This window comes from Pseudomonas sivasensis (genome assembly GCF_052938085.1).
Map to the genome: position 1 here is coordinate 6,153,968 of NZ_CP176442.1, position 20,816 is coordinate 6,174,783.

The 20,816-nt window shown below is 59.8% G+C and carries 24 protein-coding genes; 10 read left to right on the forward strand and 14 right to left on the reverse strand.

The features are described 5' to 3' along the window. Window positions 1–256: 256 nt before the first annotated feature. Both ACKZ62_RS28265 and prlC read right to left on the reverse strand, forming a co-directional pair. Window positions 257–532: a YheV family putative zinc ribbon protein gene (locus ACKZ62_RS28265; protein WP_032885090.1), complete on the reverse strand. Its 276-nt coding sequence runs from the start codon at window positions 530–532 to the stop codon at window positions 257–259. Then, window positions 529–2,580, reverse strand: a complete 2,052-nt coding sequence (gene prlC, locus ACKZ62_RS28270) for an oligopeptidase A (protein WP_447096146.1) — start codon at window positions 2,578–2,580, stop codon at window positions 529–531. Before prlC ends, ACKZ62_RS28265 begins: the two co-directional genes overlap by 4 nt. Before the next feature lie 102 nt (window positions 2,581–2,682). Here prlC and ACKZ62_RS28275 point away from each other — a divergent pair, with 102 nt between their 5' ends. Together ACKZ62_RS28275 and ACKZ62_RS28280 are read left to right on the forward strand one after the other, a co-directional pair. Next, complete coding sequence (locus ACKZ62_RS28275; protein WP_099601826.1) at window positions 2,683–3,225, forward strand: gamma carbonic anhydrase family protein; 543 nt, start codon at window positions 2,683–2,685, stop codon at window positions 3,223–3,225. Then, window positions 3,222–3,881 carry an HAD family hydrolase gene (locus ACKZ62_RS28280; protein WP_339483993.1) on the forward strand — a complete coding sequence of 220 codons (660 nt, stop codon included), beginning with the start codon at window positions 3,222–3,224 and terminating at the stop codon, window positions 3,879–3,881. Before ACKZ62_RS28275 ends, ACKZ62_RS28280 begins: the two co-directional genes overlap by 4 nt. Window positions 3,882–3,957: 76 nt before the next feature. Here the strand turns inward: ACKZ62_RS28280 and ACKZ62_RS28285 are convergent, their stop codons facing one another. Continuing rightward, window positions 3,958–4,995 (reverse strand): aminopeptidase, encoded by a 1,038-nt coding sequence (locus ACKZ62_RS28285; protein WP_099601824.1) that lies wholly within the window; start codon window positions 4,993–4,995, stop codon window positions 3,958–3,960. Between the two features lie 74 nt (window positions 4,996–5,069). Between ACKZ62_RS28285 and ACKZ62_RS28290 the strand changes: the two genes are divergently transcribed. After that, window positions 5,070–5,492, forward strand: coding sequence for a PA0061/PA0062 family lipoprotein (locus ACKZ62_RS28290; RefSeq protein ID WP_122756180.1), 423 nt, complete (start codon window positions 5,070–5,072; stop codon window positions 5,490–5,492). Here the strand turns inward: ACKZ62_RS28290 and ACKZ62_RS28295 are convergent, their stop codons facing one another. Together ACKZ62_RS28295 and ACKZ62_RS28300 are read right to left on the reverse strand one after the other, a co-directional pair. Next, the gene (locus ACKZ62_RS28295) at window positions 5,493–5,732 is read right to left on the reverse strand and encodes a DUF1161 domain-containing protein (protein ID WP_032885100.1); all 240 of its coding nucleotides are present in this window, start codon (window positions 5,730–5,732) and stop codon (window positions 5,493–5,495) included. It abuts the gene before it with no gap. Window positions 5,733–5,940: 208 nt separating this feature from the next. Continuing rightward, a complete protein-coding gene (locus ACKZ62_RS28300) occupies window positions 5,941–6,372 on the reverse strand; it encodes an OsmC family protein (protein ID WP_065926832.1) in 432 nt (143 codons plus the stop codon). Between the two features lie 218 nt (window positions 6,373–6,590). Between ACKZ62_RS28300 and ACKZ62_RS28305 the strand changes: the two genes are divergently transcribed. Further along, window positions 6,591–7,592 (forward strand): LLM class flavin-dependent oxidoreductase, encoded by a 1,002-nt coding sequence (locus tag ACKZ62_RS28305; protein ID WP_447096147.1) that lies wholly within the window; start codon window positions 6,591–6,593, stop codon window positions 7,590–7,592. 59 nt (window positions 7,593–7,651) lie between these two features. Here ACKZ62_RS28305 and ACKZ62_RS28310 read toward each other — a convergent pair whose 3' ends face one another. Together ACKZ62_RS28310 and ACKZ62_RS28315 are read right to left on the reverse strand one after the other, a co-directional pair. Then, complete coding sequence (locus tag ACKZ62_RS28310; protein ID WP_032885104.1) at window positions 7,652–7,876, reverse strand: DUF1161 domain-containing protein; 225 nt, start codon at window positions 7,874–7,876, stop codon at window positions 7,652–7,654. Between the two features lie 116 nt (window positions 7,877–7,992). Then, window positions 7,993–8,208 (reverse strand): dodecin, encoded by a 216-nt coding sequence (locus ACKZ62_RS28315; protein ID WP_032885105.1) that lies wholly within the window; start codon window positions 8,206–8,208, stop codon window positions 7,993–7,995. 156 nt (window positions 8,209–8,364) lie between these two features. Between ACKZ62_RS28315 and ACKZ62_RS28320 the strand changes: the two genes are divergently transcribed. Then, on the forward strand, window positions 8,365–8,691 hold the full coding sequence (locus ACKZ62_RS28320) for an ElaB/YgaM/YqjD family protein (protein ID WP_032885107.1): 327 nt from the start codon (window positions 8,365–8,367) through the stop codon (window positions 8,689–8,691). An 8-nt stretch (window positions 8,692–8,699) separates the two neighbouring features. Here ACKZ62_RS28320 and ACKZ62_RS28325 read toward each other — a convergent pair whose 3' ends face one another. After that, window positions 8,700–9,596, reverse strand: coding sequence for a LysR family transcriptional regulator (locus ACKZ62_RS28325; RefSeq protein WP_447096148.1), 897 nt, complete (start codon window positions 9,594–9,596; stop codon window positions 8,700–8,702). Window positions 9,597–9,706: 110 nt separating this feature from the next. Between ACKZ62_RS28325 and trpB the strand changes: the two genes are divergently transcribed. The 3 genes from trpB (at window position 9,707) to ACKZ62_RS28340 (ending at window position 12,318) form a co-directional block, all read left to right on the forward strand. After that, window positions 9,707–10,933: a tryptophan synthase subunit beta gene (trpB, locus tag ACKZ62_RS28330; RefSeq protein ID WP_032885111.1), complete on the forward strand. Its 1,227-nt coding sequence runs from the start codon at window positions 9,707–9,709 to the stop codon at window positions 10,931–10,933. Then, on the forward strand, window positions 10,933–11,742 hold the full coding sequence (trpA, locus tag ACKZ62_RS28335; RefSeq protein ID WP_032885112.1) for a tryptophan synthase subunit alpha: 810 nt from the start codon (window positions 10,933–10,935) through the stop codon (window positions 11,740–11,742). The genes trpB and trpA overlap by 1 nt, the downstream gene beginning before the upstream one ends. Window positions 11,743–11,877: 135 nt before the next feature. Beyond that, a complete protein-coding gene (locus ACKZ62_RS28340; RefSeq protein ID WP_032885113.1) occupies window positions 11,878–12,318 on the forward strand; it encodes an anti-virulence regulator CigR family protein in 441 nt (146 codons plus the stop codon). Window positions 12,319–12,366: 48 nt separating this feature from the next. Here ACKZ62_RS28340 and ACKZ62_RS28345 read toward each other — a convergent pair whose 3' ends face one another. From ACKZ62_RS28345 to ACKZ62_RS28370, 6 genes are all read right to left on the reverse strand, one after another. Continuing rightward, entirely contained in the window at window positions 12,367–13,677 is a 1,311-nt protein-coding gene (locus tag ACKZ62_RS28345) for an MFS transporter (RefSeq protein WP_095185281.1), read from the reverse strand. 187 nt (window positions 13,678–13,864) lie between these two features. Next, on the reverse strand, window positions 13,865–15,013 hold the full coding sequence (gene dgoD / locus ACKZ62_RS28350; protein ID WP_003170741.1) for a galactonate dehydratase: 1,149 nt from the start codon (window positions 15,011–15,013) through the stop codon (window positions 13,865–13,867). A 47-nt stretch (window positions 15,014–15,060) separates the two neighbouring features. Further along, the gene (locus ACKZ62_RS28355) at window positions 15,061–15,681 is read right to left on the reverse strand and encodes a 2-dehydro-3-deoxy-6-phosphogalactonate aldolase (protein ID WP_099601821.1); all 621 of its coding nucleotides are present in this window, start codon (window positions 15,679–15,681) and stop codon (window positions 15,061–15,063) included. Between the two features lies 1 nt (window position 15,682). Next, entirely contained in the window at window positions 15,683–16,648 is a 966-nt protein-coding gene (locus tag ACKZ62_RS28360) for a 2-dehydro-3-deoxygalactonokinase (RefSeq protein ID WP_032885118.1), read from the reverse strand. Window positions 16,649–16,825: 177 nt separating this feature from the next. Continuing rightward, entirely contained in the window at window positions 16,826–17,152 is a 327-nt protein-coding gene (locus ACKZ62_RS28365; RefSeq protein ID WP_032885120.1) for a DOPA 4,5-dioxygenase family protein, read from the reverse strand. Window positions 17,153–17,183: 31 nt separating this feature from the next. Beyond that, window positions 17,184–18,134, reverse strand: coding sequence for a choline sulfate utilization transcriptional regulator (locus ACKZ62_RS28370; protein WP_032885121.1), 951 nt, complete (start codon window positions 18,132–18,134; stop codon window positions 17,184–17,186). Between the two features lie 103 nt (window positions 18,135–18,237). Here ACKZ62_RS28370 and betC point away from each other — a divergent pair, with 103 nt between their 5' ends. Both betC and choX read left to right on the forward strand, forming a co-directional pair. After that, window positions 18,238–19,752, forward strand: coding sequence for a choline-sulfatase (gene betC, locus ACKZ62_RS28375; protein WP_447096149.1), 1,515 nt, complete (start codon window positions 18,238–18,240; stop codon window positions 19,750–19,752). 16 nt (window positions 19,753–19,768) lie between these two features. Continuing rightward, window positions 19,769–20,683 carry a choline ABC transporter substrate-binding protein gene (gene choX / locus ACKZ62_RS28380; protein WP_032885123.1) on the forward strand — a complete coding sequence of 305 codons (915 nt, stop codon included), beginning with the start codon at window positions 19,769–19,771 and terminating at the stop codon, window positions 20,681–20,683. Window positions 20,684–20,816 lie beyond the last annotated feature (133 nt).

A 20,816-nucleotide genomic window follows, 5' to 3' on the forward strand; every position in this document is an offset into this window, starting at 1 on the left:
CACCTCATCATGTGGTCACGGGTTTATTCGGCCACTTCTGGGGAGCGGCTCGTCGGTATTTGGGCAATCAATAGTTACAAATGATAGCAGGCTAAGGATGTAGATTATGGATTCAGCGACCTAAGTCGAATAATTGCAGGCAAAAAAATGTGGGAGGGGACTTGCTCCCGATAGCGGCGGGTCAGCCAATCCAGAGGCTGGCTGACCTTGCGCTATCGGGGGCAAGCCCCCTCCCACATTGGCCCGGGTAGGGCCGTTAGTCTTTTTTCAATTTCGGATTCGGGAAGAATTGCACTGCCTGAACCTTGGGATCGGCTGGCGCTTTAAGCGCAGACGTATTCACCCGCGTACCCAATTCCTTGGGCACCGACAGCCCTTGGTCATTGAGCGTATCGGTATACCCGCAGGCCACGCACTCGCGGTGCGGTACGTTGTCCTCGGTCCACATTTTCAGCTTGTCCGGCTCGCTGCACGCCGGGCAGACAGCCCCGGCGATGAATTGTTTTTTGGTGATCACAGGCCCGTCATTCATGCTGCCGCGTCCTCACTCAGGCCGCTGTGGCGCAAGAGCGCGTCAATCGACGGTTCGCGTCCGCGGAAGTCGACGAACAGCACCATCGGCGCCTGGGAACCACCACGCGCCAGGATCGCCTCGCGGAATGCGCGACCGGTCTCAGCGTTAAGTACGCCGTCCTCTTCGAACTTGGAGAAGGCATCCGCCGACAGCACTTCAGCCCACTTATAGCTGTAATAACCCGCCGCATAACCGCCCGCGAAGATGTGCGCAAAACTGTTAGGGAAGCGGTTGTAGGCTGGCGGACGCATGACCGACACCTCGTCGCGTACGCCTTCCAACACCTGCGCCACGCTGCGGCCATCACCGTGGGTGGCGTGCATTTCAAAGTCAAACAGCGAGAATTCCAACTGGCGGACCATCATCAAGCCGGATTGGAAATTCTTCGCCGCGAGCATTTTTTGCAGCAAATCCTGAGGCAGCGGCTCACCGCTTTCATAGTGGCCGGAGATCAGCGCCAGGCCTTCGGGCTCCCAGCACCAGTTCTCCATAAACTGGCTCGGTAACTCCACCGCATCCCAGGCGACACCGTTGATGCCGGACACGCCAGCGTGCTCGACGCGGGTCAGCAGGTGATGCAGGCCGTGGCCGAATTCGTGGAACAACGTGGTGACTTCATCGTGGGTCAGCAGGGCAGGCTTGCCACTGTCAGCCGGGGTGAAGTTGCACACCAGGTTGGCCACCGGGCTTTGCAGCGCGCCGTCAACGGTGCGGCGACGGTCGCGAGCGCCGTCCATCCAGGCACCGCCACGCTTGTTGGCGCGGGCGTAGAGGTCGAAAAAGAAACGGCCGACGTGCTGGCCGTTTTCCTTGATCTCAAACAGGCGAACATCCGGGTGCCAGGTGTCGAAGCCTTTCTGCTCGGCAATCTCGATGCCATACAGGCGCTGCACGATGGCAAACAGGCCGCCCAACACTTTATCGATGGGGAAGTAAGCGCGCAGGGCTTCCTGGGACACGCTGTAGCGCTGCTCGCGCAGTTTTTCGCCGTAGAAACCGCTGTCCCAGCTTTGCAGGTCGACGCAGCCTTGTTCGGCGGCATAGGCCTTGAGTTGCTGCAGATCCTGGGCGGCAAACGGCTTGCTGCGTTTGGCCAGGTCGCGCAGGAAACTCAGGACCTGATCGCTGGATTCAGCCATTTTGGTGGCTAGGCTCAGTTCGGAGAACGATGCGAAACCGAGCAGTTGCGCCAATTCCTGACGCAGGTCGAGGATCTGTTCCATCACCGGGCCGTTATCGTTCTGACCGGCATTCGGGCCTTGGTCCGACGCGCGGGTGCAGTAGGCCGCGTAAATTTCCTCACGCAGGGCGCGGTCGTGGGCGTAGGTCATCACCGCGTAGTAGCTGGGGAATTCCAGGGTGATCAGCCAGCCGTCGAGGCCTTTGGCTTGGGCAGCCGCTGCCATTTGCGCCTTGGCCGAGTCGGTCAGGCCAGCGAGGGTTGCCTCGTCGGTGACGTGTTTGGTCCAGGCCTGGGTCGCGTCCAACAGCTGGTTGGAGAACTTGCTGCCCAGCTCGGAGAGTTTGCTCTGCACTTCGGCATAACGCTTCTGCTGCTCGGGCGGCAGGTCGATACCCGACAGACGGAAGTCACGCAGAGAGTGCTCAAGGATGGTTTTTTGCGCCACGTCGAAGCCGGCGGCTTCAGGGCTGTTGGCCAGGGCTTCGAAGGCCTGGAACAGTTCGCGGTTCTGGCCCATCTCCGTGGAGTAGGCACTCAATGCCGGCAGGCAGCTTTCATAGGCCTCACGCAATTCGGCGCTGTTGCACACGGCGTTGAGGTGGCTAACGGGGCTCCAGGCGGCGCCCAGTCGGTCATTCAGTTCGTCCATGGCCAGCACCAGCCCGGCCCATGTCGGATTTTTACCCTGGCTTTGCAGGATGCCTTCGATGGCAACGCGGTTATCGGCGAGGATCTGTTCGATGGCCGGCTGCACGTGCTCGGCACGGATCGCCGAGAACGGCGGCAGGTCGTAGGACTGCAGAAGAGGGTTGTTCGCGCTCACGGTTGGCACCTTGGCTGAAGAAACATGTAAGAACAAAGATGGGGCCATCTTAATTACAATCAACGCCCACCGCAGCTATCAGCAGAAGAGAGAGAGGCTATCGTGACCCTTCGCACCTATCAGAACCACACGCCAACCCTGGGCGCCGGGGCTTTTGTCGATATTTCGGCGGTGGTGATCGGCGATGTCGAAATCGGCACCGACAGCTCGGTTTGGCCGCTGACCGTGATTCGCGGCGACATGCACCGCATCCGCATCGGTGCGCGCACCAGCGTGCAGGATGGCTGCGTGCTGCACATCACCCACGCAGGCCCCTTCAACCCGGACGGTTTCCCACTGCTGATCGGCGACGACGTGACCATCGCTCACAAAGTCATGCTGCACGGCTGCACCGTGGGCAACCGCATCCTGATCGGCATGGGCAGCATCGTGATGGACGGCGCCGTGGTGGAAGACGACGTGATTATCGGCGCCGGCAGCCTGGTGCCACCGGGCAAGAAACTCGACAGCGGCTTCTTGTATGTCGGCAGTCCGGTTAAACAAATCCGCGCGCTGACTGACAAGGAGCGCGCATTTTTCACCTACAGCGCCGCGAACTACGTGAAGCTCAAAGACCTGCACTTGGCTGAAGGATTTGACCAATGAGCCTGCATTACCAAACCGTTTTGTTCGACCTGGACGGCACCCTCACCGATCCACGCGAGGGCATTACCCGCTCGATCCAATACGCCCTCGGCAAACTGGGCATTGATGAACCGGACCTGACCAAACTCGAACACTTCATCGGCCCGCCGTTGCTGCAAGCATTCATGCAGTTCTACGACTTCGATGAAGCCAAGGCGTGGGAGGCGGTGAATTTCTATCGCGAGCGCTTCAAAGTCACGGGGCTGTATGAAAACCGCGTGTTCGACGGCGTGATGCCGCTGCTGGAAGACTTGAACAGCCAAGGTCGCCAGCTGTATGTAGCCACCTCAAAGCCGTGGGAATTCGCCCGTGAAATCGCCAGGCATTTCGACTTTGCCAAGCACTTCAAGGTGATCTACGGCAGCGAACTTGATGGGACGCGGACCAACAAGGTCGAGCTGATCGCCCATCTGATGCGCGAGGAAGGCCTGGACCCGGCGAACACCTTGATGATTGGTGATCGCAAGCACGACCTGATCGGCGCGCGTAGCAACGGGCTGGATTCGGCAGCCGTCGGTTATGGGTTTGGTAGTTTCGAAGAGTTGAACGCCGAGGCGCCGACCTGGCACTTCGAGACGTTGGCGCAGATGCATCAGGCGTTTTTGCAGCGCCCTTGAAGCCGCCATTGGGGGCAAGCGTCTTCCCGCATGTTGAAAAACTGTGGGGGACTTGCCCCCGATGAGTCCCTAGAGCTCAACCTCCCTCCAACTGCCTCAACGCAGCCTTGCGCTGCACTACAGGCAACCCACCCAACTTCTCCACCGCAGCATAGAACTTCAGCCAATCCCCACCTTCCTGCCGGAACAACGCCGCAAATGCCGGCACCCACTGGTCATACAGCCCGAACGGTAGCAACCGCGCGTTGTTCATCGGCTGGTTGATCCAAGCGTCATAGCGCTTGTCCCCACCCCATTGGTTGTCGCGCATCTTCCCGTACTCACGGCGCAAGTACTCGAATTCGGCCGCCTTGGCCTGGCGCATCTGCGCGGCGACCAAAGGCTGGGCGTAGAGCTTTTCCAGGCGCTTTCGAGTATCGAGGATCAGTTGGATAAATTGGTCACGCTGCTTTAACGTCGCATCGCTCAGCGGAGCCAGACCTCGGGCGGCGCGCCATTGGCGAGTGCCTTCCTGCTCGACAAAGTTGGCAAATGACTCGTTGAACTCGGTGTCGTCCTTCACATAAAAACGCTGATGCGCCAACTCATGGAAGATCAGCGTGGCCAGACGTTCATCGCCCCAGTTCATCATTGAACTGATGATCGGGTCATTAAACCAACCCAGCGTGGAATAGGCCTCAACACCGCCAATCGATACATCCATGCCTCGCTGGCGCAACAACGCAGCCTCACCCCGCGCGGCACCTTGGCTGTAATAGCCGCGATAAGCGACGCAACCAGCGATGGGGAAGCAGTGGTTTTCAGGAGACAGGGAAAATTCCTGCGTGGCGAACACATTCCAGACTACATAAGGCCGACCAATATCGGCGTACAGCCGGTAACTCTGATTGTCAGGCAGGTGCAGATGTTCACTGGCGAAGGTTCGCGCTTTCTGAGACTGCGCCAAATGGTCACGTAGCTGCTGCGGGCGGGAGGAGTCAGCGACGACCGCTGAAACCGGCTGCCGAGCCTGCAAAAGCTGCCATTGGCCACCCGCCAGTTGGCCGTAATAGCTAATGCTGGAACAACCGCTGAGCAGCACAACCATCAACCCCGGAAGAAAACGCCTGACCATGCCCTCACTGCTCCTGGGTGATAGGTTCGTGTTTATACTGACCGCGATACCCGTCCTATCACCGAGTGCCTGTCATGCGTCAGCTCTTGCTTTGTGTCGCCGCCGTGTTCATCAGCGCCTGTACGTCGACCCCGATGCCTGCCGCCGATCCGCAACAAGCCTGGATTGATTTTGCGACGCCGACGCCGGGTGCCAAGCTGGTGATGGCGCAGCGCCTGGACGGCAAGAACCTTAACGATGGACGTTACTTCCAATTCCCGGCTGGCAGCCACGAGCTGATGGTTCGTTTCGATTTTGAAGTGCCTACGGGCGGAAATTTCAGCAGCTTTGGCCAAACGACCGAGCGAACCTGCTTCATAACCCTGCAGTACGACCATTTCGAAGCTGGCCAACGCTATCGCCTGGAAGGGCGCTCACTGGGCTACACGCCGAATATCCGCCTGTATAACGCTGCCCGCCAATTACTGGCTGAAGAACGCAGCGTGAACTGCCTCTGATCAGTCGTTGTTTTTTTGGTAAACGATTGCTTTGGTGCCGTTCTCACAACTGCCGACGACCATGGCCACGTCGTGCTTCTCAGCTTCTTCCTTGCTAACGATCTCAAGCGTGTAGGACGGCACAGCGTTAGCCTGGATCTTGACCTCGATCTCTTTCCTAAGCTCTTCACAATCTTTCGGCGCGGCCACGGCCGAAGTGGCCAACACACCGCAGATGATCGCCAAGGCAAAACGTTTCATGTGTGAAGCTCCCTGAATACAGTGCGCACGGGTGTGCGCCTAGGCTGCATATGGCTATTCGACCACAGTTTGGAAACCCGAGTTCTGATTTAACTCAGAATTGAACGTGAAAGGGGGCTTGCTCCCGATAGCGGCGCATCAGTCAACATTTCTGTAACTGACCGACCGCTATCGGGAGCAAACCCCCTCCCACAGTGGACCTGCTGTGTTAGTTAACCAGCGTGGCATCCAGGCTGATTTTCGCATTCAGCACTTTGGACACCGGGCAGCCTTCTTTCGCCTTCTTGCTCAGCTCATCAAACTGCGCCTGGCTCGCGCCGGGAATTTTGGCCTTGAGGACCAGATGCACCGCAGTGATCGCGAAGCCGCCATCCACTTGGTCCAACGTCACTTCGGCCTGGGTGTCGATGCTGTCAGCCTTAAGCCCCGCATCGCCCAGAATCATGGAAAACGCCATGGAGAAGCAGCCGGCATGGGCCGCGCCGATCAGTTCTTCTGGGTTGGTACCCTTGCCACCCTCGAAACGGGCCTTGAAGCCGTAAGGCGCTTCGCGCAGCACGCCGGTTTCCGTGGAGATGGAACCCAGGCCAGTCTTAAGGTCGCCTTCCCAATGCGCGGATGCTTTTTTAACGATACTCATAGCTTTCTCCTCGAACGGTGGTTTTGCGTCAGTAAGGGTTCTGAGGATAGTCAGCATGGCAAAGTTCATCTTGTCGGAGAAACCTAGCAATTCAGTAGGAAATTTCCACCCTCGCTATTGAATCTCGGGTATATGCCCTCATTGCATAGAACATGCACATGAAGCGGCAGGTTTTGGATCGTCTAAAAAGCCTGCGCCCCAATTGGAGAAGCAGGCTTATGAAATCGCTGTCCGACGTGAAGTTCTCGACCCTCGACCTGGTGCCCGTACGGGCCAACGGCAGTGTGGCGCAGTCGTTGCGCAATTCCCTGGATTTGGCCCAGCACGTGGAAAAGTTTGGCTACAACCGTTTTTGGGTGGCTAAACACCACAATATGGACGGCATCGCCAGCTCGGCCACCTCGGTATTGCTGGGTTACCTGGCCGGCGGCACGTCGACTATCCGCGTCGGCTCCGGCGGCGTGATGCTGCCCAACCACGCGCCGCTGGTGATCGCCGAACAGTTCGGCACCCTGGAAAGCCTCTACCCCGGACGTATCGACCTGGGCCTTGGCCGTGCGCCAGGTTCCGACCAGATGACCGCCCGTGCCCTGCGCCGTGAGCGCTCCGGCAGCGCGGATGACTTCCCGCAAGACGTGGCCGAACTGATGGCCTACTTGGGCCCACGCACGCCGGACCAACGGGTGATCGCCGTACCCGGCACCGGCACCAACGTGCCGGTCTGGTTGCTCGGTTCCAGCCTGTTCAGCGCACAGCTGGCAGGCGAACGCGGTTTGCCCTACGCCTTCGCCTCGCATTTCGCACCGCGTCTGATGCACGAGGCGATTCGCGTCTACCGCAATCACTTCAAGCCGTCTGCTGTGCTGGACAAGCCCTACGTGATGCTCGGCATTCCGCTGGTGGCGGCCGACACTGACGAACAGGCCGACTACCTGGCCACCTCGGTTTACCAACGCATCCTTGCGCTAATGCGCGGGCAAAGCCTGGTGCAGCGACCGCCGGTCGATACCATGGATGGCCTGTGGCTGCCCCATGAAAAAGACGCTGTAGGCAGTTTCCTCGGCCTGGCGATGGTGGGTAGCCCGGCGAAGATCCGCGCCAAGCTGGAGGTGTTGGTAGAGCAGACCAGCGCCGATGAGTTGATCTTCACCAGCGACCTGTACGAACACGCCGACCGGATTCATTCCTACGAGCTGCTGGCGCAAGTGATGAAGGGCTAACACCCAGGCGAAAAAAAACCGACGCACCTGCGTCGGTTTTTTATGTCTGCAACACAGGATTAACCGCGCTTGTAGACGATTTCCTTGGTACCACCTTCACAGCTACCGACCACTTTAGCGTCGGTTGAGGCGCCTTTATCCACCACTTCCAGCGAATAACCCGAAGCGCCCTTGGCGTCGATTTTCGCTGCAATTTCGCTTTTCAGTTCGTCACAAGGCTTGCCCGCCGCCAGGGCTGTGCCCGCAATGCTCAACAAACCTACCGCTAACAGGAACTTCTTCATCCGTTACTTTCCTTGCGCTGATCGAAAAGAGTGTGCCGACGCTCATCACGTCGGCACCCATTGTTTGTAGCGCAGGTTATGGCAATCGGCCAGCCAGCAAAGTTCAACTCGCCCTATCAACTACTGGCAATTCGGAACCCCACCTTGAGGGTGACCTGGTAGTGGGCGACCTTGCCATTTTCGATATGCCCACGAGTTTCAGTCACCTCAAACCACTCCAAGTGCTTGATGCTTTTGTTGGCTTCAGCAATGGCGTTGTTGATGGCGTCTTCGATGCTCGTGGTCGACGAGCCAACCAATTCGACTTTCTTGTAGGTGTGATGATCACTCATGGCGTTTCTCCTAGGGGTCGTCAATCAAGACTAGCAGTGAATATTCGTACTGCTTCTGGCGGTCATTCCCACTCGAAAGTTCAGATTTACTGCACTTTCTGAAACCGCTGGAGTCGGTATCTACACACGCCACTCAATCACTTCAGGAGAGTCCAAATGGCCAACACTTCTTTACGTAAAGCGTCGCTGGAAAGCATGGAAGCCGAGATTTCGAGCCTGCTCAAGTCCCTTGAAAGCCTCAAGGACGATGCGTCCGATGAGTCGCGCAAAACGTTGAAGGCCCTGAAAAGTAACGCCGAGAATGCTCTCAAGCACTCCCGCCACCTGATCAGCGACGCCTATGAAGAAAGCAAAGTCAAAATCCGCGAAACCAGCGTTGCTACCCGCGACTACGCCCAAGAGCACCCATGGACTACAGCCGGTGTGGCGGTAGGCGCATTGGGCCTGCTGGCGGCGTACCTGCTCTGCAAACGCGGTGACTGATTGACCGGCTAAACAGGCTGGCGCATCAGCTCAGCTTTGAGCCACTGCGCCAGTTGCCCGGCGCGCCCGTCTGCGGCGCGCTTGGGTAGCCACAATGCCAGGTGCGCCGGGGTTTCACTGAAACCCCACGGCGCCACCAGGCGACCTGCACGCAAGTCCTCCGCCACCAACGGCTCCGGAGCGATCGCTACACCCAGCCCGGCCACCGCCGCTTCCAGCAAATAATACAAATGCTCAAAACCCTGGCCGTGTTTCAACGCGCCGGACGCGATGCCGTGTTGCTGCGCCCAACTGGGCCAGGCTTGCGGACGCGATGTGGTGTGCAGCAGCGCTTCGCCACATAAAGCCGAGGCGGGCGCGAGCCGCAGACGCTCGTAACCGATAAAGCGCGGGCTCATCACCGGGCCGATGCGTTCGCTGGCCAGCTCATACACCTGCATGTCCGCCGGCCAAGGTGGCTCGGCGAATAGCAGCAGGGCATCGAGACCGGGACGCCGAGGATCAAGGTCGCCGTCACCCGCCGACAAGTGCAGGCGCAAGTCCGGCAAGTCTGAGTTCAGACGCCCCAAGCGCGGGATCAACCAACGCGCCAGCAAACTCCCCGAGCAGCCGAGCACGAAGGGCGCATCGGCGCTGGCCTGAGTCAGTTCGGCGCAGACATCCCTTAAACGTTCGAACGCCTCGAAACTGGCATCCCGAAGTCGAACGCCGGAATCTGTGAGTTTAAGGCCGCGCCCATCTTTGGCGAAAAGGCTCACCCCCAGGTGCTCCTCCAGCACCCTCAACTGCCGGCTGACTGCACCGTGGGTCACGTTTAATTGCTCAGCAGCTTGGCTGACGCTATTAAGCCGAGCGGTGGCTTCAAAGGCGCGCAGGGCATTGAGGGGCGGAAGGTCTCGACTCATCTGTGAGTTTTCCTGACAGGTTGCGGCAATCTTATCGGTTTTCAGCCTGGGGCGTGAGAGGTAGAGTGGCCCTCATTGTTTCTTACACATCTTCTTTCCTGGAGCGTCCCATGACTCAGTCCCAGACCGATCTGCGCAACGGCCCTGACGCCAGCGGCTTGTTTGGCGCGTTCGGCGGCCGCTACGTCGCCGAAACCCTGATGCCGTTGATCCTCGACCTGGCCCGCGAATACGAAGCGGCCAAGATTGATCCGGCGTTCAATGAAGAATTGGCCTACTTCCAGCGCGACTACGTCGGCCGCCCAAGCCCACTCTATTTCGCCGAACGCCTGACCGAGTTCTGCGGCGGCGCCAAGATCTACCTCAAGCGTGAAGAGCTTAACCACACCGGCGCGCACAAGATCAACAACTGCATAGGCCAGATCCTGCTGGCACGGCGCATGGGCAAAAAACGCATCATCGCCGAGACCGGCGCCGGCATGCACGGTGTGGCCACTGCCACCGTCGCAGCGCGTTTCGGCCTGCAGTGCGTGATCTACATGGGCACTACCGACATCGAGCGCCAGCAGGCCAACGTATTCCGCATGAAACTGTTGGGCGCTGAAGTAATCCCCGTGGTCGCCGGCACAGGCACCCTGAAAGACGCCATGAACGAAGCCCTGCGTGACTGGGTAACCAACGTCGACGACACCTTCTACCTGATCGGCACCGTGGCCGGCCCACACCCGTACCCGGCGATGGTGCGCGACTTCCAGGCCGTGATCGGCAAGGAAACCCGCACTCAGCTGCAAGCCCAGGAAGGCCGCCTGCCGGACAGCCTGGTGGCGTGCATCGGCGGCGGGTCTAACGCCATGGGCCTGTTCCACCCCTTCCTGGACGACACCAGCGTCGAGATCATCGGCGTTGAAGCCGCCGGCCATGGCATCGAAACCGGCAAGCACGCCGCCAGCCTCAACGGCGGCGTACCGGGCGTGCTGCACGGCAACCGTACCTTCCTGCTGCAGGACGACGATGGCCAGATCATCGATGCCCACTCGATTTCCGCCGGTCTCGACTACCCCGGCATCGGCCCGGAACACGCCTGGTTGCACGATATCGGCCGCGTCCAGTACACCTCGGTGACTGACCACGAAGCCCTTGAGGCCTTCCACAAATGCTGCCGCTTGGAAGGGATCATTCCTGCCCTGGAAAGCGCCCACGCGCTGGCCGAAGTGTTCAAGCGCGCACCGTCCCTGCCGAAGGATCACCTGATGGTGGTCAACTTGTCCGGACGTGGCGACAAAGACATGCAGACCGTCATGCATCACATGGAAACCGCCCAGCAGGAGAAACACTGATGAGCCGCCTGCAAACCCGCTTTGCGCAACTGAAAGAACAAAACCGCGCCGCCTTGGTGACCTTCGTCACTGCCGGTGACCCCGGTTATGACACCTCGCTGGCGATCCTCAAAGGCTTGCCTGCTGCTGGCGCCGATGTGATCGAACTGGGCATGCCCTTCACAGATCCGATGGCCGACGGTCCAGCCATCCAACTGGCAAACATCCGTGCCCTGGAAGCCAAGCAGAACCTGCTGAAAACCCTGCAGATGGTTCGCGAGTTCCGTAAAGACAACAACGACACTCCGCTGGTGTTGATGGGTTACTTCAACCCAATCCACAAATACGGCGTGCCTAAGTTCATCGCCGACGCCAAAGAGGCCGGTGTAGATGGCCTGATCGTGGTCGACATGCCACCTGAGCATAACGGCGAGCTGTGCGACCCGGCGCAAGCGGCGGGTATCGACTTTATCCGCCTGACCACGCCGACCACCGACGACGTGCGTCTGCCAACCGTCCTCAACGGCAGCTCAGGCTTTGTGTACTACGTTTCGGTAGCCGGCGTGACCGGTGCCGGTGCCGCCACTCTGGAGCATGTCGAAGAGGCCGTGACCCGCCTGCGTCGCCATACCGACCTGCCGATCAGCATCGGTTTTGGTATCCGCACACCGGAACAAGCCGCCGCTATCGCGCGCTTGGCGGACGGTGTGGTGGTGGGGTCGGCGTTGATCGATCACATCGCCAATGCCAGCAACGACCAACAAGCCATCGACGGGGTGTTAAGCCATTGCGCGGCGCTGTCGGAAGGTGTGCGTAACGCCCGTAAGTAAGCGCCATGTAGCGAGAGGTAAAGTTCCTGATACAGAGGAATCAACTCGCAGCTTCACGGCCTAAACAGCAAGACCAAGGGATTTCGAACCTCGTTCGAAATCCCTTTTTTGTTTGTGTGCCCTGAGGAATACCCGATGAAAATGCCCAAATCCGTGATTGCAGGTCTAGGCGTACTGGTGCTTGGCGCCAGCGCCCTGGTGCAAGCCGCACCGCCTGACCAGCGAGGTGATGACCGTGGCGGCCCACAGGGCCAGCACGAGCAACGTGGCGACGACCATCGCGGTCCGCAGGCCAACCGTCGCGGCGGCCCACCTCAGGACTTCGGCCCGGTGCGCCAGATCATCCACGATAACCACGGCCAGTTCTCCCGTGGCGCGCCGCCGCCGCCGAATGTGCGCCTGGTACGCGGCCAGCCGCTACCGCGCGGTTACTACGGCGAACGCCTGGACAACCGCGCCCTGGCGCGCCTGCCGGTTTACCCGGGTTACGAATGGCGCCGTTCGGGGCCGGATGTGGTGTTGATCGCGGTGGGCACCGGCATCGTTTACGAAATTCTTGATGGTGTTCTGAACTAAGGTCTTACTGGCGAGCGGGCTTGCCAGAGCAAGCCCGCTCGCCACAGGTTATTCATTCAGCTCAATACGTTCGACTTTGCCTACAAGCAATATGTAAGAAAGCGCCCCAAGCAACGCCAGCACCGCAATATAGGTAATCGCCGGCGCAAACGAATCGCCGCTGGCCAAAAAGCCAATCACGATGGGCGTGGCAATCGCCGACAGGTTGCCGATGAAATTGAATACGCCGCCGGTCAGACCCAGCAAACGCGCAGGCGCGAGGGTCGATACCAGCGACCAGGTAATCGACGCCAGGCCGTTACCAAAGAACGCCACCGCCAGGAACGCAATCACCCACGCCGTTGAGTCCACGTAGTTGGCGCCGATGATCGCCGTGGAAATCAACAGCCCGCCAATGATCGGCAACTTACGCGCAAAACCCACCGAAGCGCCTCGGCGAATCAGCCAGTCGGAAAAAATCCCCGAACACAGCACACCCACAAACGCGGCCAGGAACGGCAGCGACGCCAGCAGGCCGGACTTGATGAAGTCCATGCCGCGATATTTCACCAGGTAGGTTGGGAACCACGTCAGGAAAAACCACAGCGTTGAGTTCAGGCAAAACTGGCCCAGGTAGATGCCCCAGAGCTTGCGCTTGCTCAGCACGATGCCCAGGTCGACCCAGCTGAATGGTGCCTTGGTGGCTTTTTCCTGCATATCCACGAGGCCGCCGCCATCACGGATCAGTTGGATTTCAGCGTCGTTGGCGCCTTTGAAGTCCTTCGGCTCGCGGTACACGGCGTACCAGATCCCCGCCCACAAAATACCGACACCACCGGTCACGACAAACACCATGTGCCAGCCGTAATAGTGTTGAAGCCAAGCCAGTACCGGCGTGAGGAACGCCAACCCGACGAATTGCCCGGAGGTGTAGAAACCGATCGCCGTCGCGCGCTCACGCTCAGGAAACCAAGTGGTGACCACGCGGCTGTTGATCGGGTAGGCCGGGGCTTCGAGCGCGCCAACGGCCATGCGCAATACAAACAGCGCGATGAAGCTGGCAGCGAAGCCGAGCATCACCGTGGCGATGGACCATAACAGCAAGGCGACGGTGTAGAGGATACGCGGCGGCACTCGATCCACCAGCCAACCGCCGGGGATCTGCATGGCGGCATAGGTCCAGCCGAACGCCGAGAAAATCAGCCCGACATGTACCGGGTCGATGCCCAGCTCGCTGGTCAACGCCGGGGCGGCAATCGACAGGTTGCTGCGGTCGAGGTAGTTGATCACCACGGTGATAAACAACAGCACCATGATGAAGAAGCGCTTTCTGGTAGGCGTGACTAAAGAAGCCTGCCCGGTGAAGGATTCAGGGTGCATGGGGGTTGCCTCTTCTTATGTTTGTTGAGGACTGAAACTGAGCTGACTGAAGAAATCGGATCAACCTGTGGGAGGGGGCTTGCCCCCGATTGCAGTCTGCCTGCTATGGATGTGCTAGCTGACACACCACTATCGGGGGCAAGCCCCCTCACACATTTTTTGACCGCATTAATTCAGTCAGAGGCTATTACCACTCGGCAAAGCTGCCATCAGCATGACGCCAGATCGGGTTGCGCCAGCGGTGGCCAATGGCGGCGCGTTCGATCACGTATTCCTCGTTGATCTCAATGCCCAGGCCCGGCCCGTTAGGGATCTTCACGAAACCCTGGTCATAGTCGAACACGCCCGGATCACGCACATAGTCGAGCAGGTCATTGCTCTCGTTGTAGTGAATGCCGAGGCTTTGCTCCTGGATAAACGCGTTGTAGCAAACCGCATCCAGTTGCAGGCACGCCGCCAGGGCGATCGGGCCCAGCGGGCAGTGCAGGGCCAGGGCCACGTCGTAGGCTTCGGCCATGTTGGCGATCTTGCGGGTTTCGGTGATGCCGCCGGCGTGGGAGGCATCCGGCTGGATGATGTCGACGTAGCCTTCACTGAGCACGCGCTTGAAGTCCCAACGCGAGAACAGGCGCTCGCCCAGGGCAATCGGCGTGCTGGTCAGCGGTGCCAGTTCCTTGAGCGCTTCGTAGTTTTCGCTAAGCACCGGCTCTTCGATAAACATCAGCTTGTACGGGTCCAGCTCTTTCATCAGCACCTTGGCCATGGGCTTGTGCACCCGGCCATGGAAGTCGACGCCGATGCCCACGTTAGGGCCGACCGCATCACGCACGGCAGCCACGTTGGCCAGGGCCAGGTCGACTTTTTCGAAGCTGTCGACGAATTGCAATTCTTCGGTGCCGTTCATTTTCACGGCGGTAAAACCGCGAGCCACGGCCTCTTTGGCAGCGCGGGCGGTGTCGGCCGGGCGGTCGCCGCCGATCCACGAGTACACGCGAATCTTGTCGCGCACCTGGCCACCCAACAGGTCGCTGACGGACACACCGAGGGCCTTGCCCTTGATGTCCCACAGCGCCTGGTCGATACCCGCGAGGGCGCTCATGTGAACAGCGCCGCCACGGTAGAAGCCGCCGCGGTAGAGCACGGTCCAGATGTCTTCGATATTGCGTGGGTCTTTGCCGATCAGGTAGTCGGACAGTTCCTCGACGGCAGCGGCCACAGTGTGAGCGCGGCCTTCGACCACGGGCTCACCCCAACCGGTCACGCCCTGGTCGGTTTCAACCTTGAGGAAGCACCAGCGCGGCGGGACGATAAAGGTCGTCAGTTTGGTGATTTTCATCTGTTATCTCTCTTATAGATGCAGCGCCAGGGGCGCGGAACTTGATATCAGCTCAGGGCTTTCCATGCGGCGACATACGCTTGGGCGCGGCTCGCTACCTGATCCACTGTCATACCCGGTTTGAACAACCCGGAACCCAGCCCGAACCCTTTGGCGCCGGCATCGGTAAACACCTGCATGTTGTCCGGGGTGATGCCGCCCACCGGCAGCAACAGCGTGCCGGCTGGCAATACTGCAAGCCACGCCTTGATCACCGCCGGGCCCATTTGCTCGGCCGGGAACAGCTTCAACACGTCGGCGCCTTCGTCCAGCGCGGCGAACGCTTCGGTGGGCGTGGCCACCCCCGGCGACAGGTACAGGCCTGCGGCTTTCGCGGCGCGCAAGACCTTGGCATCGCTGTGGGGCATAACGATCACCTGGCCGCCAGCGGCTTTGACCTGCTCGACCTGCTCCGGCGTCAACACCGTCCCGGCACCGATCAGGCAATCGGCGGGCAGGCTGTCGCGCAGGGTGCGGATGCTGGTGTAAGGGTCCGGCGAATTCAGCGGGACTTCGATCACACGAAAACCGGCGTCGTACAGCACCTGGCCGACCGCCTGGGCCTCGTCAGGGCGCAGGCCGCGCAGGATCGCGATCAAACCGTTTTGTGCGAGTGCTTGCTTGAGCATGTCAGGCCTCCGTTGCAGGTTGAGTGAGCCCGGCGGCCACTGCCAGTTGCCACAGGCCGCGCTCGGTCGCTTCCTGCGCCAGGCTGACGTGGGCGAAACCGCAGAGGGCGAGGGCGCGTTGGTAGCGCACGCACAGCGGGCCGGCGCCTACCAGGATGATGGGGATGTGCCGTGCACTGGCTGGCAAGCCGGCCAGTTCATGACCGATCAGCAGGCCGGATAAGTAATCGGGCTGCTGCTCAGGGGTGAGTTCGGCGGTCAGGCCCAGGGTGCGCGCACTGAACAAGGTCGACAGCACGCCGCGCTGGCCATCTTTTGACAGCGCCACTTGAACGCCGCGGTCGAAAGCCTCGGCCTGGAACTGCTCGGATACCTTTTGCGTACGCCCCAAGAGGCTGTGCTTGCTCAGCACCGCGAACAGTTCACCGGTCATGAAGGTATCGAAGTGGGTGATGCAACCTTCCACCACCTCGACCCATTTGGAATGACTGCCGGGCAGGCCGATCAGCAATTCACCAGCGACCGACAGGCTTTGCAGCACACCCAGCACCTGGGTTTCTTCGCCGCGCATCACGTTGGGCAAGCCGACCTGCTCGATCACGCCGGGCACGATATGCACATCGACACCGCGCAGGCTGCGTACCGTGTGCAACGCCTTGCCCAGGCTGGCGACGTCGACCGGCGTACTGCGATACGCCGCTTCGCTCCAGCCTTGGGCGCTGCCGACCATACCGCAGGCAATCACCGCAAGATTGGGTTGGGCGTCGAGCCAATCGCCGCACGCCGTATCGAACGCCAACTCGAAGCCATCGCTGCAGCGCACACCGGCGATGTCCCGGGGCTCGCTGGGCAAATGCATGATGCCCGACGCCAGCGAGCGCTGTTCCAGCACTACGCCCGCGGGGCCGAGTTTATAAGCACGAAGGGAGCTGGTCCCCCAATCGAGCGCGATCAATTGCGCCTGCATCGCTTCACCTGAAATGAGTGGGTGCTGAAAAAAGCAGATGGGCGAATATAAACCTATGGCCGGATATATCTCAATATATAAATAACAGTCCCATATAGTGAGACGAAACAAGATAAATCCTACAACTTCCTCGCCTTTTACTGCGGGAAGGAACGGGTTTCATCTGATAAAGAGAGGTTAAAAAACCGACAGGTCCAGCTCGCGCATCGCACCCATCCAGATCGCGTAGTCGGTGTGATCCTTCAAGTCATCACCGGTATCAGGGTGCAGGAACACCACCAAACCGTTGCGATGGATCACCAGCCACGGCAGCACCACGCCGATGTATTCGGGGTCGAACGCCAACTGGCAGCTCCAGTCCGGGTGTGGGCCTACGGGTTTTTCGTGCACACGTCCCATACGCAGTGGGAAGAGTTTGGCGGCGTCTTCGCACAGGGTGCGCGCCTGCTCAATGGTGCTTGCGTCAAAGTAGATATGGGCGTGGTAACCCTTGATACGTTGCATGACGGACTCCGGATCCAATGTGCGGCAAATCCTAGACCGCAATCGACGGCAGGGCCAGTCCGGTCAGGGACTGCGCGCTGCTGGCCTGTTCTGCCTGCAACCAGTCGACGAAACGTTCGACCAACTGTCCACGCCGCTTGCGCTGGGGCTGCACCACGTAATAGCCAAAGCGCGAAATCACCGTGTTGCCGATCGGTCGGCACAACCAGTTCTGTTCCAGCAGGTTATCCACCAAATGGCGCCAGCCGATCGCCACCCCTTGGCCGGCAATCGCTGCCTGGATCAGCAAGGTGTAGTTGTCGAAGCGAAGCTGGCCGGGAGTGGGCGCAGCGCTGATGCCCAGCTCGCGGAATACGCCACTCCAGTCGAACCACTGGCTGTTGTTTTCCTGGCGCAAGTGCAGCAAAGGCACATCGTGCAGATTCTGTAACGTCAGCGGCGCGGATTGGTCCTTGAGCCACTGCGGGCTGCACACCGGGAACACTTCCTCATTGAACAGCCACAGGCTGTCGCCCTGCTTGAAGCGGCCATCGCCAAACAGCACCGCCACGTCGATATCACTGCGCAAGGTGGCGTGGTTGCGCTCGCTGGTCACCAGGCTCACATCGACCTGAGGGTTGGCCTGATGGAAACGGTGCAGGCGCGGCATCAGCCAGTAGGCCGCGAAGGCGAAGTCGGTGGCCACTTGCAGGACTTCGTGCTGATCCTGCTGGGTGATGGCGCTGAGGCCCTGATTAATGGTTTGCAGGCCACCTTGCACATGCTCGAACAGCAAGGCGCCGGCGTCCGTCAGTTCGATGCCGCGGTAGATGCGATCAAACAGGCGGACCGCCAACTGTTCTTCCAGGCGCTTGATCTGCTGGCTGATCGCTGGTTGAGTGGTGCCCAGCTCCATCGCGGCGGCGGTAAAGCTGCGATGACGTGCCGCCGCTTCAAACGCGCGCAGCAGGTCGAGGGACAGGTCACCAAGGGATTCATACATAAGCTGTGCTTATCCTAGACATTGCTTTTCATGGGCTTTACCCCATTTTCCATGGGCCGCATGCTCAATCGCATAAACACCGCCTATGGAATGCCGAGAACCCATGAAGCGCAAGAACATTCTTTTCATCATGGCCGATCAAATGGCCGCGCCGATGCTGCCGTTCTACGGTTCCTCCCCGATCAAGCTGCCGAATCTGAGCCGCCTCGCCGAGCAAGGCGTGGTGTTCGACGCCGCCTATTGCAACAGCCCGCTGTGCGCGCCGTCGCGCTTTACCTTGGTCAGCGGCCAATTGCCGAGCAAGATTGGCGCCTACGACAACGCGGCTGATTTCCCCGCCGATGTACCGACCTACGCTCACTACCTGCGTCGTCTCGGTTACCGCACTGCGCTATCGGGCAAGATGCATTTCTGCGGCCCCGACCAACTGCACGGCTACGAGGAACGCCTGACCAGCGACATCTACCCCGCCGACTACGGCTGGGCAGTGAACTGGGACGAGCCGGACGTGCGCCCCAGCTGGTACCACAACATGTCCTCGGTGCTGCAAGCCGGTCCTTGCGTGCGCACCAATCAGCTGGATTTTGACGAAGAGGTGGTGTTCAAGGCCCAGCAGTACCTGTTCGACCATATTCGTGAGGACGGCGACCAGCCGTTCTGCCTGACCGTATCCATGACCCATCCCCACGACCCGTACACCATTCCCAAGCCGTTCTGGGATCTGTACGACGACAACGACATTCCCTTGCCTGCAACGCCCGCGCAAAGTGATCTCGACCCGCATTCCCAGCGCCTGCTCAAGGTTTATGACCTGTGGGACAAGCCGCTGCCTGTGGATAAGATCCGCGATGCGCGCCGGGCTTACTTTGGCGCCTGCAGTTACATCGACAGCAATGTCGGCAAGCTGCTGCAAACCCTGGAAGACACCGGCCTGGCCGACGACACGGTTATCGTGTTCTCCGGCGACCACGGCGACATGCTCGGCGAGCGCGGCCTCTGGTACAAAATGCACTGGTTTGAAATGGCAGCCCGCGTGCCGCTGCTGATCTGCGCTCCGGGGCAGTTTGCGGCGGGCCGCGTGTCCAACGCCGTGTCCACCGCCGACCTGCTGCCGACCCTGGTGGAACTGGCCGGCGGTCAACTCGACCCACACCTGCCACTCGATGGCCGCTCGCTGATCCCGCACTTGCAAGGGCAGGGCGGGCACGACGAAGTGTTCGGCGAATACATGGCCGAAGGCACCATCAGCCCGCTGATGATGATTCGCCGTGGCGCCTACAAATTCATCTACAGCGAAGACGACCCTTGTCTATTGTTCGATGTTCACAACGACCCACGGGAGCAGGAAGAACTCAGCCAGTCGCCGCAGCACCGGGCACTGTTCGACGCCTTCCTGGCTGAGGCGCGGGCCAAATGGGACATCCCGGCGATCCACCAGCAGGTGCTCGCCAGCCAACGCCGTCGACGCCTGGTGTTTGAGGCGCTGACCCAAGGCAAGCTGAAGAGCTGGGATCACCAGCCACTGGTCGACGCCAGTCAGCAATACATGCGCAACCATATCGACCTCGATGACCTGGAGCGCAAGGCACGTTATCCACAACCCTGCCAAAACCAATAAATACAGAGGGAAGGCCATGCAAAAGTTATCTGTGATAGTGGGCATGCTGGTGCTGGGCAGCGCCAATGTGTATGCAGACACCAGCTGTGAAACCGTAAAAATGGCCGATCCGGGCTGGAGCGATATCGCGGCCACCAATGCCATCACCGGTTTTCTGCTGACGGGCATGGGCTACAAACCCAAGGTCGACACCCTGGCGGTGCCGATTACCTTTGGCGGGCTCAAAGACGGCCAGGTGGATGTGTTCCTCGGCAACTGGATGCCCGCGCAGCAGGGTTTTTACGACAAGTTCGTGGCCAATGGCGATGTGGTGCAACTGGCGAAAAACCTCGACGGCACCGAGTTCACCCTCGCCGTGCCGGACTACGTGTGGGACGCGGGTGTGCATGACTTCGCCGACCTGAACAAATTTGCCGACAAGTTCGACAAGAAGATCTACGGCATCGGCTCCGGCGCGCCGGCGAATATCTCGTTGCAGGAGATCATCAAGAAGAATGACTTTGATCTGGGCCAATGGAAGCTGGTCGAGTCCAGCGAACAAGCGATGCTCGCGGAAGTGTCGCGGGCGGTGAAGAAACAGCGCTTCGTCACCTTCCTCGGTTGGACCCCGCATCCGATGAACGTGCAGTTGAAAATGCACTACCTCAAAGGTGGGGAAAAGTATTTTGGTGACACCGGCAGCGTTTATACCTTGACCCGCAAAGGTTATGCACAAGCCTGCCCGAACGTAGGAAAACTGCTGACCAACCTGAGTTTCACCCAGGAGATGGAGAACAGCATCATGGCCGAAGTGGCCAACAACAAGGTCAGCAACGCCGATGCGGCGAAGGCATGGATCAAGGCCAATCCGGCAGTATTGGATAAGTGGCTGGATGGGGTGAAAACCGTGGATGGCAAGGACGCGTTGCCGGCAGTAAAGGCCAAACTCTAGGGCCTTGCGCTATTCCAATGTGGGAGGGGGCTTGCTCCCGATAGCGGAGTGCCAGTCAGAGAGATTTAGACGGGTCCACCTATATCGGGAGCAAGCCCCCTCCCACAAGGACCAGTGTGTACTGATACCCTGA

Bases quoted from the DNA above. Each gene is read 5' to 3' on its own strand.
- trpA (WP_032885112.1), top strand. From the start codon at position 10,933: ATGAGCCGCCTGCAAACCCGCTTTGCGCAACTGAAAGAACAAAACCGC.
- ACKZ62_RS28345 (WP_095185281.1), bottom strand. From the start codon at position 13,677: ATGCACCCTGAATCCTTCACCGGGCAGGCTTCTTTAGTCACGCCTACC.
- ACKZ62_RS28320 (WP_032885107.1), top strand. From the start codon at position 8,365: ATGGCCAACACTTCTTTACGTAAAGCGTCGCTGGAAAGCATGGAAGCC.
- ACKZ62_RS28355 (WP_099601821.1), bottom strand. From the start codon at position 15,681: ATGCTCAAGCAAGCACTCGCACAAAACGGTTTGATCGCGATCCTGCGC.
- ACKZ62_RS28310 (WP_032885104.1), bottom strand. From the start codon at position 7,876: ATGAAGAAGTTCCTGTTAGCGGTAGGTTTGTTGAGCATTGCGGGCACA.
- ACKZ62_RS28305 (WP_447096147.1), top strand. From the start codon at position 6,591: ATGAAATCGCTGTCCGACGTGAAGTTCTCGACCCTCGACCTGGTGCCC.
- ACKZ62_RS28285 (WP_099601824.1), bottom strand. From the start codon at position 4,995: ATGGTCAGGCGTTTTCTTCCGGGGTTGATGGTTGTGCTGCTCAGCGGT.
- betC (WP_447096149.1), top strand. From the start codon at position 18,238: ATGAAGCGCAAGAACATTCTTTTCATCATGGCCGATCAAATGGCCGCG.
- ACKZ62_RS28365 (WP_032885120.1), bottom strand. From the start codon at position 17,152: ATGCAACGTATCAAGGGTTACCACGCCCATATCTACTTTGACGCAAGC.
- trpB (WP_032885111.1), top strand. From the start codon at position 9,707: ATGACTCAGTCCCAGACCGATCTGCGCAACGGCCCTGACGCCAGCGGC.
- ACKZ62_RS28300 (WP_065926832.1), bottom strand. From the start codon at position 6,372: ATGAGTATCGTTAAAAAAGCATCCGCGCATTGGGAAGGCGACCTTAAG.
- ACKZ62_RS28370 (WP_032885121.1), bottom strand. From the start codon at position 18,134: ATGTATGAATCCCTTGGTGACCTGTCCCTCGACCTGCTGCGCGCGTTT.
- ACKZ62_RS28325 (WP_447096148.1), bottom strand. From the start codon at position 9,596: ATGAGTCGAGACCTTCCGCCCCTCAATGCCCTGCGCGCCTTTGAAGCC.
- ACKZ62_RS28360 (WP_032885118.1), bottom strand. From the start codon at position 16,648: ATGCAGGCGCAATTGATCGCGCTCGATTGGGGGACCAGCTCCCTTCGT.
- ACKZ62_RS28315 (WP_032885105.1), bottom strand. From the start codon at position 8,208: ATGAGTGATCATCACACCTACAAGAAAGTCGAATTGGTTGGCTCGTCG.
- ACKZ62_RS28280 (WP_339483993.1), top strand. From the start codon at position 3,222: ATGAGCCTGCATTACCAAACCGTTTTGTTCGACCTGGACGGCACCCTC.
- dgoD (WP_003170741.1), bottom strand. From the start codon at position 15,013: ATGAAAATCACCAAACTGACGACCTTTATCGTCCCGCCGCGCTGGTGC.
- ACKZ62_RS28340 (WP_032885113.1), top strand. From the start codon at position 11,878: ATGAAAATGCCCAAATCCGTGATTGCAGGTCTAGGCGTACTGGTGCTT.
- choX (WP_032885123.1), top strand. From the start codon at position 19,769: ATGCAAAAGTTATCTGTGATAGTGGGCATGCTGGTGCTGGGCAGCGCC.
- ACKZ62_RS28290 (WP_122756180.1), top strand. From the start codon at position 5,070: ATGCGTCAGCTCTTGCTTTGTGTCGCCGCCGTGTTCATCAGCGCCTGT.
- ACKZ62_RS28265 (WP_032885090.1), bottom strand. From the start codon at position 532: ATGAATGACGGGCCTGTGATCACCAAAAAACAATTCATCGCCGGGGCT.
- ACKZ62_RS28295 (WP_032885100.1), bottom strand. From the start codon at position 5,732: ATGAAACGTTTTGCCTTGGCGATCATCTGCGGTGTGTTGGCCACTTCG.